At 57.1% G+C, this 15,621-nt stretch carries 11 protein-coding genes and 1 pseudogene; 3 read left to right on the top strand and 9 right to left on the bottom strand.

Annotated elements, in window-relative coordinates; translation table 11 throughout:
• Positions 1-1,020 precede the first annotated feature (1,020 nt).
• Positions 1,021-2,748 carry an ATP-dependent nuclease gene (locus V3B46_RS11275; protein ID WP_049453423.1) on the top strand — a complete coding sequence of 576 codons (1,728 nt, stop codon included), beginning with the start codon at positions 1,021-1,023 and terminating at the stop codon, positions 2,746-2,748.
• Entirely contained in the window at positions 2,738-4,159 is a 1,422-nt protein-coding gene (locus V3B46_RS11280; RefSeq protein ID WP_049453421.1) for a UvrD-helicase domain-containing protein, read from the top strand. The genes V3B46_RS11275 and V3B46_RS11280 overlap by 11 nt, the downstream gene beginning before the upstream one ends.
• Positions 4,160-4,791: 632 nt before the next feature.
• Here the strand turns inward: V3B46_RS11280 and V3B46_RS11285 are convergent.
• From V3B46_RS11285 to V3B46_RS11315, 7 genes are all read right to left on the bottom strand, one after another.
• On the bottom strand, positions 4,792-6,858 hold the full coding sequence (locus tag V3B46_RS11285) for a hypothetical protein (protein ID WP_049453419.1): 2,067 nt from the start codon (positions 6,856-6,858) through the stop codon (positions 4,792-4,794).
• A gap of 45 nt (positions 6,859-6,903) precedes the next feature.
• Positions 6,904-8,745, bottom strand: a complete 1,842-nt coding sequence (locus V3B46_RS11290) for a hypothetical protein (RefSeq protein ID WP_199801528.1) — start codon at positions 8,743-8,745, stop codon at positions 6,904-6,906.
• A 91-nt stretch (positions 8,746-8,836) separates the two neighbouring features.
• Positions 8,837-10,138, bottom strand: a complete 1,302-nt coding sequence (locus V3B46_RS11295) for a tyrosine-type recombinase/integrase (protein WP_049453416.1) — start codon at positions 10,136-10,138, stop codon at positions 8,837-8,839.
• 673 nt (positions 10,139-10,811) lie between these two features.
• Positions 10,812-11,285 carry an NIF family HAD-type phosphatase gene (locus V3B46_RS11300; protein WP_049452990.1) on the bottom strand — a complete coding sequence of 158 codons (474 nt, stop codon included), beginning with the start codon at positions 11,283-11,285 and terminating at the stop codon, positions 10,812-10,814.
• 118 nt (positions 11,286-11,403) lie between these two features.
• The gene (locus V3B46_RS11305) at positions 11,404-12,078 is read right to left on the bottom strand and encodes a hypothetical protein (RefSeq protein WP_229653729.1); all 675 of its coding nucleotides are present in this window, start codon (positions 12,076-12,078) and stop codon (positions 11,404-11,406) included.
• A 413-nt stretch (positions 12,079-12,491) separates the two neighbouring features.
• On the bottom strand, positions 12,492-13,583 hold the full coding sequence (locus V3B46_RS11310; RefSeq protein ID WP_049452994.1) for a PA0069 family radical SAM protein: 1,092 nt from the start codon (positions 13,581-13,583) through the stop codon (positions 12,492-12,494).
• A 149-nt stretch (positions 13,584-13,732) separates the two neighbouring features.
• Positions 13,733-14,068, bottom strand: coding sequence for a hypothetical protein (locus tag V3B46_RS11315; protein WP_049452996.1), 336 nt, complete (start codon positions 14,066-14,068; stop codon positions 13,733-13,735).
• Between the two features lie 80 nt (positions 14,069-14,148).
• On the opposite strand from V3B46_RS11315, the gene V3B46_RS11320 reads away from it, so the two are divergent.
• Positions 14,149-14,373, top strand: a complete 225-nt coding sequence (locus V3B46_RS11320; RefSeq protein WP_049452997.1) for a helix-turn-helix domain-containing protein — start codon at positions 14,149-14,151, stop codon at positions 14,371-14,373.
• 157 nt (positions 14,374-14,530) lie between these two features.
• On the opposite strand, the pseudogene V3B46_RS11325 reads toward V3B46_RS11320, so the two are convergent.
• A pseudogene (locus V3B46_RS11325) lies at positions 14,531-14,767 on the bottom strand (radical SAM protein); the annotation flags it as partial.
• 101 nt (positions 14,768-14,868) lie between these two features.
• On the bottom strand, positions 14,869-15,612 hold the full coding sequence (locus tag V3B46_RS11330; RefSeq protein ID WP_329891921.1) for a pyridoxine 5'-phosphate synthase: 744 nt from the start codon (positions 15,610-15,612) through the stop codon (positions 14,869-14,871).
• Between the last annotated feature and the right edge of the window lie 9 nt (positions 15,613-15,621).

Below are 15,621 nucleotides of genomic sequence, written 5' to 3' on the forward strand. Positions count from 1 at the left end.
CGCTCCTTTGCGTTCATACACCACAACAGAGTCGCCGCCGTCGAGCCTTCCGATGATCTGTCCGTTGGGAGAAGACCGTTGGTTGAGCGTACTGGTTGACACGAACTGCGTCTCTGTCATCTCCGGACGAGAGGATTCCGTCTGAGCCGGAGGAGCGACCGGTGCCTGATCCACTGAGGAGCGCTGTGAGTCGCGCTGCCCGCCCCCATTGCACATTGCGACAAGTAATGCGAAAAATCCGACCACCACCAGCCCAGCTGCTCCAGACGTATTTCGAGCCATGCCGCCCCCCCCCCCTTTCCCTGTGGATCTTTCGAGCTCGGTCCAACTTTATCAGAGTGTCAACCCAATAATCCTAGGGCATCGCAATGGCCAATCCAAGTTCCCAGGCAGCGTTTTGAAGCGTGGTACTTCATTACCTTACGACCTAATTGATGTCCTCTTCCGGCCATGAGTGGACCTCCGTCGTCCAGGATGCTTAGCCTTCTTGTATAGGGGCGAGGCGACTACGATCGCAATGGCCAATCCAAGTTCCCAGGCAGCGTTTTGAAGCGTGGTACTTCATTACCTTACGACCTAATTGATGTCCTCTTCCGGCCATGAGTGGACCTCCGTCGTCCAGGATGCTTAGCCTTCTTGTATAGGGGCGAGGCGACTACGATCGCAATGGCCAATCCAAGTTCCCAGGCAGCGTTTTGAAGCGTGGTACTTCATTACCTTACGACCTAATTGATGTCCTCTTCCGGCCATGAGTGGACCTCCGTCGTCCAGGATGCTTAGCCTTCTTGTATAGGGGCGAGGCGACTACGGAAGAAGTGAATTTGGAACTGTTCTTTCGGTGTTACCGAGCTAAAGCGGGGGCAGTTCGCGAAGTAGCTTTGTCATGGCGCCAAGTTCCACCAATGAGCGGATGACTGGCAGAAGGCTTTAGGGCTAGGATTGCCTCAGGGGCGTGGTCGAAGTTGGTGTCAGTCCGCGTCCTACACGGATCGTTGACCATGCCTCTTACAGGACGCCCCCATGCCTCGAATTCGCCATTTGGCCATCCGGAATTTTCGGTCCATCAAGGCACTCGACTGGGCGCCAGCTCCGGGCATCAACTGTTTGATCGGTCCTGGCGACAGTGGCAAATCCACCATCCTCGATGCCATCGACCTGTGCTTGGGTGCTCGACGAAGCATCTCCTTCGGCGACATGGACTTTTTTGGCCTCGATGTCTCAGAGCCAATTCGTATTGCCGTGACATTCGGGGAACTGCCAGCATCGCTGATGGACATTGATGTCTATGGGGACTTCTTGCGAGGGTTCGATGCGGTATTTGACACCCTCGAAGACGAACCCGCCGCGGGCCTGGAGACGGTGCTTACCCTGCAGCTTCAAGTCGGGGCGGACCTTGAGCCCAGCTGGACGCTGGTTTCCGATAGGTCGCTTCAACAAGGCTTGGAACGAAGCCTGCCTTGGAAAGAACGAATCGCATTGGCCCCGGCACGTATAGGCAGCTTTGCAAGCTCCAACTTGTCTTGGAGCCGCGGATCGGTCCTCAACCGGCTAACCGACGAACGCGCAGAATTGGGAGCCCAGCTCGCTCTCGCAGCGCGTCAGGCACGCGCCAACTTTGGCGCTCAAGCGTCGCCCCACCTGAGTCAGACACTCGGAATCGTCCAAACAACGGCCCAGAGCCTTGGGGTTAACGTCGGGTCGATGCCGCAAGCCTTACTCGATTCGCACTCCGTCTCCATCGGCGAAGGCGCCATCGCGCTCCACAGCGAGGCAGGCATCCCCCTTCGGTCACTTGGTACGGGTTCTTCTCGACTCTTGGTGACTGGACTTCAACGGGCCGCATCGGAGTCAGCGCCGATTGCCTTGGTGGATGAGGTGGAATATGGATTGGAACCCCATCGGCTCATGCGGCTGCTGGATTCCTTGGGAGCCAAGGAGACGCCCCCGCCTCTCCAAGCGTTTCTCACAACACACTCCCCTGTGGCACTTCGCGAGCTTTCAGGTGAGCAGCTACTTGTGGTTCGACCACGACCGGCTGGCCATGTCGTCATTTCCGCTGGCTCAACCGACGAGATTCAAAGCACGCTGCGGACTGACCCGGAAGCTTTCCTGGCGAAGTCTGTGATTGTGTGCGAGGGAGCAAGCGAGGTGGGATTTGTGCGTGGCCTCGATCTATGGGGAGTGGCCAACAAAGAACCATCTTATTTGGCTTTAGGTGGTGCATACGTCAACGCAGGCGGAGGCACTCCGGATAACGCTTTTGCCCGTGCAACTGCGCTTATGAAGTTGGGTTACCGAGTCCTCGTCTTCATCGACGCTGACAAGCCCGCCGCGCCAGGTGTTGCAGAGGCATATCTCCAATCAGGTGGCAGCCTCACGACTTGGCGGGCAGGAATGACGTTGGAGGACGAGCTGTTCCTCTGCCTTCCTGACACATCAATTGATGCCCTGCTCCTGAAGGCTAAAGAGCGTGTCGGTGAAGACCTTGTGAACCAACAGCTGGTTGCCAAATCGAACGGTCTAACAAGCTTGGCGTCCATCGAAGCATTGAGGCCGAAGTCGCCGTATCCGCTCGATATTCGCGTACTGCTTGGCGAGGTCTCGCGCACCAAAAAGAAGAGCTGGTTCAAGTCTCTCACGACTTACCAGTCAATCGTCCTGGATATCGTCTCTCGCGGCTACGCCGATGCGGACGCCAGCTTTAAGGCAGTAGTAGACCAACTCTGGGCCTTTACCCGTGCCGCCTGACATCGATCTGCTAGCCATCCAACGCGGATCTATTACCGCCCCAGCAGGGTGCGGCAAAACTCAGCTGATTGCCGACGCGCTGAAATCCCACGCTGGGGACAGGCCGGTCCTTGTTCTAACTCACACAAATGCTGGCGTCACCGCGTTGAGGACACGCTTGAAACGCGCGGGGGTTCCCTGCTCTGCCTATCGACTCTCGACGATTGATGGATTCGCCATGCGTCTCATCGCCAAGTTCCCGACGCGCAGTGGCCATCATCCCGAACTCTTGAAGCTCAACAACGCGAGTAGCGACTATCCCGCGATCCGTGAATCAGTCCGAAGACTCTTGGAGTCGGGGCATATCGCTCAACCCATCGCAGCCACCTACGCCCGGCTGTTGGTTGACGAGTATCAGGATTGCAGCACCGTCCAACACTCCATCGTGTCCGCCCTCGCTTCCCTTTTGCCCACCTGCGTCCTCGGAGACCCTTTACAGGCCATCTTCGGATTTGGCGGAAATCGGCTGGTTCACTGGGAACGGGACGTTCAATCATCCTTCCCAGCCGAGGGTAGCCTTCGAACTCCTTGGCGCTGGCAGATTGCAGGTAACGAAGAGCTGGGCCAGTGGCTGCTCTCCCAAAGGCATGCTCTTACGGCGAGCTTACCCATTGATCTGACCACGGCTCCGCCATCCGTTCGGTGGATCCAGCTGGTTGCCGGTCGTGAGGTGCAACAAAGGCTGACTGCGGCACGAACCAATGCGCCTGGCAGCCAAGGAACGGTTCTGGTCATTGGCGAGTCCATGAATGTCCAAGGGCGCCATCAGCTCACCAGCCAAACGCCTGGGGCAATGGCGGTAGAAGCCGTGGACATGCGAGACCTCGTCAACTTCGCGAGGCATTTCAATCTTCAGGCTCCTACTGCGCTGCAGGACTTGGCCACCTTTTCCGCTCTCATGATGACGGGTGTCGGCGCGCCAAATCTTGTGACGCGTGTCGGCACCATTCGTAGAGGGAGAGCCAAGACCCCTCCAACTCCTGTAGAAGCTGAGGCAGTCGCCTTTGAGTCCGAGCGGAGCATGGCTAGCGCCTTACGGCTGGTGGACGCCTTGGCCGAACAGACAGGCACTCGGGTCTATCGACCCGAGATTCTGCACTGCTGTCGATCAGCCATGCGAAGCGTTATTAACCAAGAGCAAGATCTATTGGGAGCCGCGCTTCAAGCCCGGGAGCGAAATCGTCACCTCAGCCGTCCCATTGCGCGCAAAGCAGTCGGCAGCACTCTCCTGCTGAAAGGTCTCGAGGCAGACATTGCCGTGGTCCTTTATCCAGAGAGCATGAGCGCGCAAAACCTCTATGTAGCACTCACACGTGGTGCGAAAGGGTTGGTGATCTGTTCCCGCACCTCAACGCTGACCCCGGCCCCATAGCCCGCTAACCTAGCCATGCTCGCCCTATCAAGCACGATGGTTTGCGGCGCTTCGTCATTGCGATGGTCACGGTAGACCCTGTACCAAAGTCGTTGCTGAACATCTGGGTCTGAAGCATGTCGATCTCGCCGGGCAGCGAGTGCATCAGGATTAATTCCAGGGTCCTCCTTGTCCACATAGATGATTGGGCGGCGAAGGTGGCGTACGCTATCTGCCTACTAATGAGACATCAGCGGACGGCAAAATGAGCAGACCCAACTCAGTAGAGGACAGGGCTTTGGCGGCTCTTGACCGCCTGGTGAAGCGACGCCCGACCAATGAACTGCTGAAAGCAAAGATGGCCGCAGGTCATCGGATCATCACGCCTACCTCGGTCGCTGCCGAAGCAGGGGTAAATAGAGGGAGCTTTGGATCAAGGCACGCTCGACTTGGGCACGTCTGGCTTAAAATTCAGGAGCTGGCTGAAGAGGAGAAGCGAGGCTCGGTGGCTGAAGAGCTCACTAAGATTAAGGCTGAGAATGCAAGGTTAAAGGCTCTGCTTTACAAGACCAACATCCACAACGCATCTCTCCAACTAGCAGTGTCCCGGCTTCAGAAAAGAAGTACCAACAGAGACGATGGAGCCAATGTCGTCAACTTTCGCCGGAACGATCGGAAGCGTCCCCGGTAGCGTTGGATATCATCCTCAGGACTGTTCGACTCTGAACAACACGACTCTTAGCAATCTTGGAAGGCTGATTCCTAGAGTTGGTCCGCTCTGCCTGGACAATGGCCTGATTTTTCAGGAGGCGATCCTCCCAGAAGTCCTTATGCTCTGGCAGGATGATGCAACACTTGCACCCCGCGCACAGCCCGGGCGACCGTAGGCCGAAGTTCGGCGAGGCGCGAACAGTGAGGAGGCTTGCTTGTGGGTTGCAACTGGAACGGTCAGGCAACATATCAATCAGGCAACTCGCGTAAGTCCCTGTCCATATCCGCAGGTCGGTGAGCTTCACGTATGCCACGGCCTTATCGATCAGCGTCTCTCCGTCCATCTCGGACAGTGCCTCGGTCATTGATTCGGCATGCTGCATGAGAAGCCGCTGCGCCGGTCCACCTCCGATTGGCTTGCCAAGCGTGATTTGAACGAGGAACCGAGAGGTCTCCATGACTCTCTCTCCTTCCAAGTTCTCGAGCAGGGCCGCATCGTTTCCAATGTACCCCTGATCCGTAATCTGCTCGCTCATGTGACGGAAGTGCGTCCGTAGCGCTGGCATTAGTTCCGGCTTGGATCGGAAGACATAGTGCGCAAAGGTGATCCTCCATCGCTGCGGGCGAAGGGATCTCACCTCGTAGATAGCTTGCGTCGTTTCGATGCCACGCTTCTTCGTGAGGGCTTCGACGGCGAACTCACGCTGCAGCAGAGAATTTCTGGAGGCTGTCATTCGGCCGATTCCATCGGGACCCGACGGAAGGGACTTGGCGTGGGAGAAGCTAAGCATCAGTGACTTACTACCCGATAGAGCTCGCCAAGGCTCCATTAGCCGCACCAGTACTTCGATGGATTTTATTACGATCGGCAGGTGATTTGTGCCCAACGGGCGCAGCCCGGCAGTCCACTCATGCCGCGTCGCTTCCCTTTTGGCGGAAATGCCACAAATGGAGAAAACTTCCATCAGTCCGTCTAGCGATGTCACTGACTTGACCACGCCGTGCTGTAGCGTCGGATCGTGGTCCAGGGAGAGGCCAATCAGCTCATGAGCTCGAATTCCAGTGCATCCCTGGAGCAAGATACTGCATGCGCTCTGAGTCATCAGTATTAGGCGTCTCAGGCTTTGAGTTCCGCTAATCCCGCGCTCGTCTCCAGCGTCATCAATCCGATCTATGGCGGTCAATGGCTCATGCCAGGAAATTAGTGTCCCTGGGATCGGACTCATCTGGAATTCCTCGATGTGCCGTTTGATCTGACGAAGACAGGCAATTCGTCTCGCGCCCGTGGCACTCCGTGCGTCGATGAGCATAGGGATGACCTCAGCCTGAAGTCTGATCACATCCTCAGAGCCGTGGTCAATCCACTCACATGCGTAAGAAAGGATTGGTACGGAGATCTCGTCCGGGACAGGCATCAATCCACCCGTTCGAGCAAGCCCAAGCGGCTCTGTCACGACGTCATAGGTCCTTCGTCCGTCAAACGGCGCTTCGGACGGTGCTTGTCCGCCTCTAGCGCGCAATCTGTCCGCGATCTCGTAGATCTGTGTAAGTGGGTGGATGAGTTTGTAGGCGGTCGCATGCGTCCACGCCCTGTCTCGACCGGTGTCATCTCCAGCGGTCATGTACTGCTCTTCGAGACCTTCGATATATTCCCAGCTTACCGCTGTCGAAATGTCAAAGAGGGAGTGGATTTTCCGCTGCCCCATGAACTTGACCAGCTCCCTCAAGCCCATGTAGGTGGCAGGGATAGACCCAACCGTCATGCGCACCGTGTCCTCGATGATGGCGGTCTTGAGGTAGCACTTCAGCTCGGCGAGGAGTGCTCTGTGTTTGTGGTCTGTGAGCAATTCTCCACGCGCCAGCGGGATTGCCCAGTCAACTGTGACAAACTCCTTCTGTTGGCCGACCGTGGTCTGGGCGAAGGTCCAGATATCACTGTCATAGTCCACTTGGAATGAAGGATGCAGAGTCTCTGCCTGTGCTTTTTCGAAATTTCTTAGTGCGGGCATGGCTTTCTCTCTAGAGTGGACGCGCTAGTGGCGTTAGCGCCCTAGCTATTCAAGTCCGGGCAGGGTCGTCAGCATGATCATCGCCGCTGATTGTTGATTCGCAGCTGTGCTCACTGCCGGAATCCATGAATCGCGGAGAGCAAGGTAGGCGTTCTCGAACTTTCGCCTCCAGATCTCGCTGCCAAGGTCTGCCCTGGCTTCTTCGTATAGCTCCTGCAGTTGAAGAAAGCGGGCGAGGGCATAGGCCTCGTTTGGGTCAGCCGCAGCGAGTGGGCACGCAGGGCAAGCACCATAGGCGGTGCAGAGCTTCCCATGGCGCTGCCCGGGTTGAGGACTTTGGAATGGATCTGCACAGCAGAAGCCCTGCGTTGCTGCCGTTTGATCGCGGTCACTCCGCGCGGATCGCGTGTCAATCTTTCCGTTTGAAGTCACCCAACGCTCCTGTGCCGTCAGGGCTCCTGCCAGCTGTTCCTTCTGCCGACGCTGCATCGTGGTTGTCTGGTAACTGTCTTGGCCAGTTGACAATAGCCGATGGCCTAGCATTGCTCGGAGCTCGAAGGCGTCGCCGTCGGTCAGCCCATCAACCGCTTCGGAGAACGCAAGCCTGTTTGCTTGGGAGCCAGAGTACTTAAGCCCCCTTCGTTTGCAGAACAATGTGATGTAACCGGTCACCCGCGTGGTCACGTCGTCGGTTCTGGCTGAGTAGGAATCGATGTGCATTCCTCGGCGCTTGTGCCGCCCGCCTTCGGAAACGGCGTGGAGGAAGAAGTCATTGGCAAGCTCACCAGCAGCGTAGTCTCTAATTCGTTTGGTCCAAGCAATCACGAAACTGATCAATCTTTCCGGCGCTAGCGGGTGATCGCTAGCGGGGAAGGCTGCTCGCTGTGTCGCGCCCTGAGCGGAAGTTCCTGCCCTGCGCTTAGAGGACTTGATCACCGTTCGCTTTTGTCCAAGCGGGTAGTGCTCCGATATGCCATCTAGGGTGAGTGTTCTAAGTGGCTGCTCGTTGAAGCCCGAGTGCATGGCTAGTACGAGAAAGAATGGGATCAGATCGCCGCCGATGGGGTGCGCTAGTCTCCTCAGACGGAAGTACTCGCTTTCGCTGATCTTTCCTACGCCTGGGAGCTTGTGAACCGCGGCTTGGCGAGGAAGATGACCGTCAAAGTTTGCCAAGATTTGAGCAATTGCCTCTGCCGGGTCGCTTAGCGATACAGCGTCGCCCTTTTTCTTCTGAGCGAGGGCACTGTGAACCCTATCTAGAAGCGGCCACACTTCGTCCATTGTCGATATGCATTCCTCGACAGCCGCCTTCATGACGTTGGCCCAAGCCGCACGGTCCAGCTCTTTGGGCTTGCTCTTCCGTGGCAGTCCTGCGAACGGCTTTGGCGGAATACGGATCACCTTCCACCGTGGATCCATCTCGTGCAGTGCAAGAACGACCTTCTTGAAGGTCCCGTAATAGTGGCGCTGGGTCTGCACCGAGAGAACTGTCGGGTGCGTGGTATCCCCACCTTTCAGATACGTTAGAAATGATTCGCCGAGATCCATCGGAGTGTCGTCTGGGCCGCTTATCTTTACCCCTTTTACGGTTAGGTACTGCACCAGGCCACTCACGATGTTGTTAGCTGAAGAGGATCTAGTCGTCTCCCTGCTGTTCTTGTTAGCTCGACAGAACGCCTCGGCGAAGAGCGGTGCCGCTGCACCTATGCCCTTCCAACGGCTGAGATTGACGATGTTGTCGCGCAGGTCTCCGGCGCGCCTGAACGCGACTTCTAGGCGACCCGCGCTCTCGCGGACATCCCATTTCTTTGTGTTGCCTACCTTTTCCTCAACTACTACGGCGTGCCGCAGTTGGGCGGACCTTCTTCCTGCCACGTAACGCTCCAATCCGTGTTCAATCTGATTTGATAGGTGAGTCGGTCACATGCGAGGATTAGTGCGTATGCCTTGGCCGCGGAGCCGTGCGCGCTCCAGCTCGTCAGGCCTCGACGCCGATTCGCATAAAGGGTTGACCTTCAAGGTGCAGCCTGATCGATTCCCTGGTTTCGCTCTCGAATGCGTTCGCGCTTCGCAGGTAGATGGACTCGGTCGTATCCCTGAGACTGTGTCCCAGTACTGACTGGACATACTTGATCGCATCCATGTCACCGTTTGCGCGCTTCTCCATGTACGTGTACAAGGCGAAGGTGTGTCGAAGGGCGTGAATGGTTATCCGCTCGCGCTGCGTGGATTCGTAGCGAGCCAGGTCAAGCTCTTTGGAAAGCCGTTTGAGCAGCCTGTCCTTGGCCTGGGCGAAATGCCGGTCGAAGATCTGCGGGGTTATCGGATTGCCCGCATGCTTGCGGTTGTTTGCGTTGAGGACGAAGAGGACGCCGTGATCCTCGAGCTTGTGGTACCCCAGTCGGAGGTCAATGAGGCGCTGCCGAACACCTTTTGCATAACGCTTCAGCGCCTCGAGTAGCCAAACTGGAACGGGAACGTTGCGCTTCTTGTTACCTTTCCCGACGACGGGGATAGCCACTGCACTGAAAGGATCGCGCCCTCTCGTATGAGTCTCAAGGACGGTCTGCGCTTTCAGATCGCATACTTCCGCCCGCCTCAGTCCTGCTTGATAGCAAAGCTCAGCCATCAGTCGCTGTGCGGTGGTAGCGAATGCTAGTTCAACGAGACCGTTCCGTTCGAGCAAAGGGTTGGGACCTAGTTCGTCAAGAATACCGACGACGGTCTCGGGATGGAGCGCAGTGATGAGTTCGTCAGCGTCGTTCAGCCCGGGAAGATCGACGCCAACGTCGAGAACTTGAACAGTTCCTCGCTTCGTCTGCTTGCTCAGCAGCGCTGGTGCCTTTCTCAGGTATCCCCGCTTTACGCAGAATGCGATCAGCTTGGTCAGGGTCGACCATCTTCGATGAATAGTCGCGGCGGCGAGCTTGTCCAGGGTCACCGCTGAGTCTAGGTCAGTCAAGGTGTCCGCATAGGATCTGAGGAGATCCTCATCTACGTCGGAAACGAGCTTTTTTCTTGCGTCAAGAAAGTGATGGAAGTCGGTGAGGTCCGCCGCGATAGCTGCTGTCGTGTTCTTGCTGCAGGCAAGCTTTGGCTTTGGACCGATCGTTAGATGGGCATCTGCTAAGAATTCAAATGCGGGCTGAACGATCGTTCCATCAGCCCTGCTGACCAAAAAGCAGAATCCCTCGGGTAAGGGTACGCCTCGCGTACCCGCGATTTCTGTCGCTTCCGGAGCGATCGCACGTGCGGTGCATATTTCGACGTCATAGGCCATGGCGCCGAAAGCTATCAGGTATACGAGAAGTTTTTTTTGCCGTGAGCCTTACGGTACTTTAACAACTGAAATGAGAATCATGCCTTCTTTTTACTTCCATTGATTCATTGATTTACGCGTGATCGTGACCCTACTGGTACGTTCGGTGTGAAGGAAGGCCCGCTCGCTGGTACGGGTGAAGTGCGCAATAGAGAGGTGGGTTCGCTCGTTGCCCAGGCTAGATTTGCCCCTTCAGTACCAACGTGCGTGTCCGCCTGGCGCGGCAATCGATAGCGCGCGGTCAATGGCTACCCAAGGCTGGCAGTGAGTTGACATCACCAATTGGGAGACGCCGCGGTTGCTACTGCGCGTCCTTTAGGGAAGCGTGTTGGCTGGGCGGTGGGTGCGCCTGGAGCTACCAATTCAATTGCTGCCGGAAAAAGTAGGGTTGCCGCAACGGCACTGCACCACTTCTGATTGCTGGCGACCTTTGGGTGGCCGTCTCCGGGTTCTCCGGGTTCTCCGGGTTCTCCGGGTTCTCCGGGTTCTCCGGGTTCTCCGGGTTCTCCGGGGCGACGCTATCAGAGAATTTCTCGAGTGCTACCCGCGTGATGATCCCTAACTGTGCCGAATGTGAGAGAGGACGGCCGCTGCATGCGCGCTCTTTCAATGAGCCATCGAGACAACGCGCTGCTCAGCCATGACCGGCGATCATGTGGCCCTGGTTGGATGCACTCTGCAGTTCCATGATGCGATCGGTCAGGCGTTCAGCTGCGTTCTGCAACCCGTCATCGTCTGGCGAGTACGGAGAGCCGAACATCGGGATCTCGACCCACAGTCTCTCCTGCCCATCATGCACATATGGGCCATGGTCATCCAAGAGAAGGGCTTCACCCACGCGGGGGGAGACATAGGAAAGATCCTTTGTCCTTCCAGACCAATGGATGTATCGAAGTTCGACAAACCATGCCGGAACACTGCCTTCCCTAGCCAAGAGTCCGGCAATTCTTCTTGCAAGTGCCTCGGGAACCGTAGTGAACAGTACAAGTTCCTCGAACTGCGATCGGACATCCTCTAGGAACCGGTGAAGCCCAGGGCGAGGAATCTGACTGATTGCGTTGGAGATGAGCGTACCTTCGAGGTCCAGTGCCAGGATGGTTGGCTTCATTGGGAGTTCCTATCTAAGCTTCTAAGCCTGAGTAAACGCATCGGTAGGTACCTATCCATGGCGTGGGTCACATGGTACCGGTTCGGGCTACGCCCTTCTGAAACTTTGCCCAACCACTTCACTTCCGTTGGATTTCTTCTGAGACCTCTACGGCCCAACGCGAGGTGTGGATGATCCTGGTCTCCTGCAGCTGCTCTTGAAGGATCTGGCGTTTGGTGAGCTGAGACACCGCCTCCCACTCGTTCCTGAAGATGTAAGTGGCATTGCCTGACTCGGGACTCTCGAACACGTACCGATTCCTTCGCGTGAACCCAAAGACGATGTACTCACTGAAACCGCCTAGTCCGACTGCCATGAAGTCGGGCTCGTGACGAGTGATGGTCCGGATGCGCTGCTTAGCGACTGCGCGGTCGCTGTCGGTCAACTGCTTCAGATAGCTATCCAATACCTGCATTGCTCTATCGAACGGGAACTTCCCCGGCGGGAGAATGCGCCAGTTGATCTTCTCGACCCTCACCGGCACCGCAAGGTCCGGGTCAACGATTTCGAAGTGTTGGAAGCATTCCAGGTAGATGTTGAGGAGGTTTGCAATACTCTCTTCTGGCTCCGTCCGGTCAATGATCCTAGTAGCCATTGCGATACCACTGTCTGTATCTACAGCAGTGAGGAATTCACCAGGTGGTGCAACGTATTCCCTGGGATAGGTCTCATAGGATCTTGTCTGGGTACCGTGGTGAGTGCGTCCGTGCCAGTCCTTCCACGAGGTATTGATTGATCGAGACTTGGTGACCATCGGAAGGTCCTTTCGGATGACCTCTTTGCCTCGGGCATTGAATAACGTCGCGGGTCCTTCGGCGCTTGGCACAATGGAAGCGCCTGCGAGTGGAAGGCTGTCGAATCCCAGCATCGCCGCTTGGTGTTCTGTGATTGGACCGCTAAGAAGACGAAACTGTGGCAGCCGCTCAATCGTGCTTCGGTAGACTGATAAACCTCTCACTTGCTTGGGCATACGCTGGTCCTTTTCATGAGGAAGCGGGATAACCAAATATGTTTGGAGAGCCGTCTAAGCTCGCTGAGGAGGAGATGCTATTTCCTTTTCGGGGAGATGGTATCAGTACTCAGAAACCCAGGACGCCCTATCCCTGTAGGCGCCGCTCGGACTGCATCCATAGCTTTGTACTGATGCTAGCCACGTTTTCCCTTCGGCTAGAAAAGTTGCCCCTGTGGCGACTTTTCTTGGGGAGGTTGAAAAAGATGAGTGGCCAGCGCTGGCAGCCTAGTGAAACCGAGCTCACGATGCTTCTTTTCAAAGCGCTTCCGGATCAAGTCCGCTACAGGGCCAGTTCCGGACATCCTTGTGCCAAAGCTGGCGTCATATTCCTTTCCACCATGCATCTGTCGCATCAAGCTAAGCACATGCGCAGCGCGGTCCGGGAAGTGCAGCTCGAGCCATTCTCTCCAAATGTCCTTAATCTCGTTAGGTAGCCTGAGAAGCACGTAGCCTGCTGCCCGAGCGCCGTGTTCGTGAGCAGCCTCTAGGATGGCTTCTAGGTCATGGTCGGTGATCATGGGAATGACCGGTGCGATCAAAACCCCTACCGGTACTCCTGCCTCATGCAGCTGATGCATTGCTCGCAGCCTTGCGTGGGGAGCAGCAGCTCGTGGTTCCAGTTTTGCAGATAGCTTCCTGTCGAGCGTGGTGACCGAGAAGTAGACCGTAACCAACCGATCCTTGGCCATCGACGCCAGCAGTTCGGTGTCCCTGGTGATCAAGGCGCTCTTGGTGACAAAGCTCACCGGATGCTTTGCGTCGGCAAGCACCTCAAGGCATTGGCGTGTAATCTGGTAATTCCTTTCAACCGGCTGATAGCCGTCTGTGTTTATCCCCAGGGCAATCGGGGCGCACTTGTAGCTCGACTTGCTAATTTCTGCTCTGAGCCGCTCCGGGGCATTTGTCTTTGCAAACAGGCGCGTCTCGAAGTCTAAGCCTGGTGAGAGGCTCAAATAGGAGTGAGAAGGGCGAGCAAAACAGTAAACGCACCCATGCTCGCAGCCGCGGTACGGGTTTACCGACGCGCTAAACCCAACGTCAGGGGATGAGTTGTGGCTGATCACTGTGCGCGCTCGCTCTTCCTGCACCTGAGTTCTCAGCCGTGGCGCGTTTTCCATCTCCTGGTAGACCGATTCCCAGCCATCGTCGACTCCCACTGTTGCAGTGGTATCGAAACGGCTTGGGACACGCGATGCGGCCCCTCTACCTTTGAGGGGAACTTGGGCCTTTCGAGCATCCTGTTCCATGACAACAACTTGGGGTGGTTGGCTGTTAGTATTATTGCTAACCACAGGCGCCGCAACACCGTGAAATTCAGGTAGCTGTAGGCCATACGGTCATCTGGCGAAGAGGTTTTGCCCAAGCTTATCCACAGCTTCGGCTGGCAAGGCCTTTGTCAGCTGCGTTGGCCATGGAGCGCTTTGGCTTCCGCCAAAAAGATCTGCATCAATGCCCGCGATCGACGCGTTGCTGCAGGCAGTGGAATGCCCAACTGTGCGCAAAGCGAAGTCGCGTATGCCATCTGCGCACCCGTAGGCGGCTTGATGTCCCAATCCGTTAGTTGGGGAATGAGCTTTGAGAGCTCTTCTGCCAGGCGGCACTCAAAGCCTCTTGCTTGCCCTTCCTCTTCTTGCATTCGACGCACCTGCATTGCGACTTGCTCCCTGCCCATGGGAGAAAAGGGAAGCTCAAGAGTGAACTCCAGTTCCGGACATACGAGGTAAAAGTTCATGGGAGAGGCGATTAGTACTTATAAGTAGACTACCTTTAGAGGCGTAGTCTTTAAAGTACTAGAACCACAAGCTGCTTCGTATGGTCGAGCATACGAACCAAGCGAAACTTGCAGATGTGATCCGAGCGCATCGTATTGATCTGGGCGTCAGCCAAGAAGCCTTTGCTGACCACATCGAGATGCACCGCGCCTACTACAGCAAGATCGAACGTGGCGAAAAGAACCTCACTCTCGCTACCTTGGAGCGAGTGGCTAAAGGCATGGGTACGTCGATGTCGGCCCTGCTACGCGCCGCAGGGCTCTAACTCTCTTTGCAGACCACGAAGGTTGGCCAATACCTCCAGGATGGGCGTGTTGGCCGGCACTGCGCGGGGCTTGTGGCCAGAGCAATGTGTTTACCGATTCTCCCCTAAGTTGTTGATCTCTAGGTATTTATCTAGTGAACAATCAGGGGGTATTGATACCATGCTCGCAACCGCGATACGGATTCACCGACTGGCTGAAGCCAACGTCCGGCGAGGTGTTGCGGCTGATGATGCTGCGCGCGGTCTCGGCACGAACCTCGGTGCGCAGGCGAGGGGCAAGGAACTCCTCGCTCTCGTCGACCGCCCAACCGTCGTCCACCGCCTCGCTGACGGTGCTTTCAAAGCGCCCGGCTAGGTGGGACGTGGAACCTCGACCCTTGATCGCAATACCCATTGCGGCAGGGTACGTCGCGGCCGTCTCAGTGGCTGCGACGGCCGCCTGAAGGGTTCAGGGCGGTGCTGCATCGAGCATGGCTCGACGCTACAGGGGAGCGGTCAGAGCAACGCAAGGTACCCGCGCACCGTGGCATCCAGCCCGTCATACAGCGCCTCGCCGATCAGCGCGTGGCCGATCGACACCTCCAGCACCTCCGGCACGTGGGCCAGGAAATCGCGCAGGTTGTCCTGTGACAGGTCATGCCCGGCATTCACGCCCAAGCCAACGGCCTGTGCACGGCGTGCGGCAGTGGCGAACAGCGCCAGCATCGCGTCAGCATCGCCAGCGGAGTGGGCTTCGGCGTAGGGGCCGGTATAGAGCTCGATGCGATCAGCGCCTACCTCGGCCGCCTGCTCCAGCAGTGGGTTGCCCGCGTCGACAAACAGGCTGACCCGGCAACCCATCGCCTTCAGCTCGGCCACCAACGGGCGCAGTCGTTCGGCATCACGCTCGAAGTCGAAACCATGATCGGAGGTGATCTGGCCGTCGCTGTCAGGCACCAGGGTAGCCTGCGCCGGACGGGTCTGTGCGCACAGCTGCAGCAGCCCCGGATAACCCTCGCGCGGTGGCGCGAATGGATTGCCTTCGATGTTGAACTCCACCCCACGCGCGCGGGTCAGCGTGGACAGGGCCAGCACGTCCTCGGCGGTGATGTGGCGACGGTCCGGCCGCGGGTGCACGGTGATGCCATGCGCACCGGCATCCAGGCAGGCCTGGGCGGCACGCACCACGTCCGGTTCGGCGCCGCCGCGCGAATTACGCAGGACGGCGATCTTGTTGACGTTGACGCTGAGCTGGGTCATGGAACGGAA

The sequence above is a fragment of the Stenotrophomonas sp. SMYL11 genome (genome assembly GCF_036320005.1).
Lineage (GTDB): Bacteria > Pseudomonadota > Gammaproteobacteria > Xanthomonadales > Xanthomonadaceae > Stenotrophomonas > Stenotrophomonas maltophilia_A.

Bases quoted from the DNA above. Each gene is read 5' to 3' on its own strand.
- V3B46_RS11310 (WP_049452994.1), bottom strand. From the start codon at position 13,583: ATGGAACAGGATGCTCGAAAGGCCCAAGTTCCCCTCAAAGGTAGAGGG.
- V3B46_RS11305 (WP_229653729.1), bottom strand. From the start codon at position 12,078: ATGGTCACCAAGTCTCGATCAATCAATACCTCGTGGAAGGACTGGCAC.
- V3B46_RS11330 (WP_329891921.1), bottom strand. From the start codon at position 15,612: ATGACCCAGCTCAGCGTCAACGTCAACAAGATCGCCGTCCTGCGTAAT.
- V3B46_RS11285 (WP_049453419.1), bottom strand. From the start codon at position 6,858: ATGCCCGCACTAAGAAATTTCGAAAAAGCACAGGCAGAGACTCTGCAT.
- V3B46_RS11295 (WP_049453416.1), bottom strand. From the start codon at position 10,138: ATGGCCTATGACGTCGAAATATGCACCGCACGTGCGATCGCTCCGGAA.
- V3B46_RS11320 (WP_049452997.1), top strand. From the start codon at position 14,149: ATGGTCGAGCATACGAACCAAGCGAAACTTGCAGATGTGATCCGAGCG.
- V3B46_RS11315 (WP_049452996.1), bottom strand. From the start codon at position 14,068: ATGAACTTTTACCTCGTATGTCCGGAACTGGAGTTCACTCTTGAGCTT.
- V3B46_RS11300 (WP_049452990.1), bottom strand. From the start codon at position 11,285: ATGAAGCCAACCATCCTGGCACTGGACCTCGAAGGTACGCTCATCTCC.
- V3B46_RS11275 (WP_049453423.1), top strand. From the start codon at position 1,021: ATGCCTCGAATTCGCCATTTGGCCATCCGGAATTTTCGGTCCATCAAG.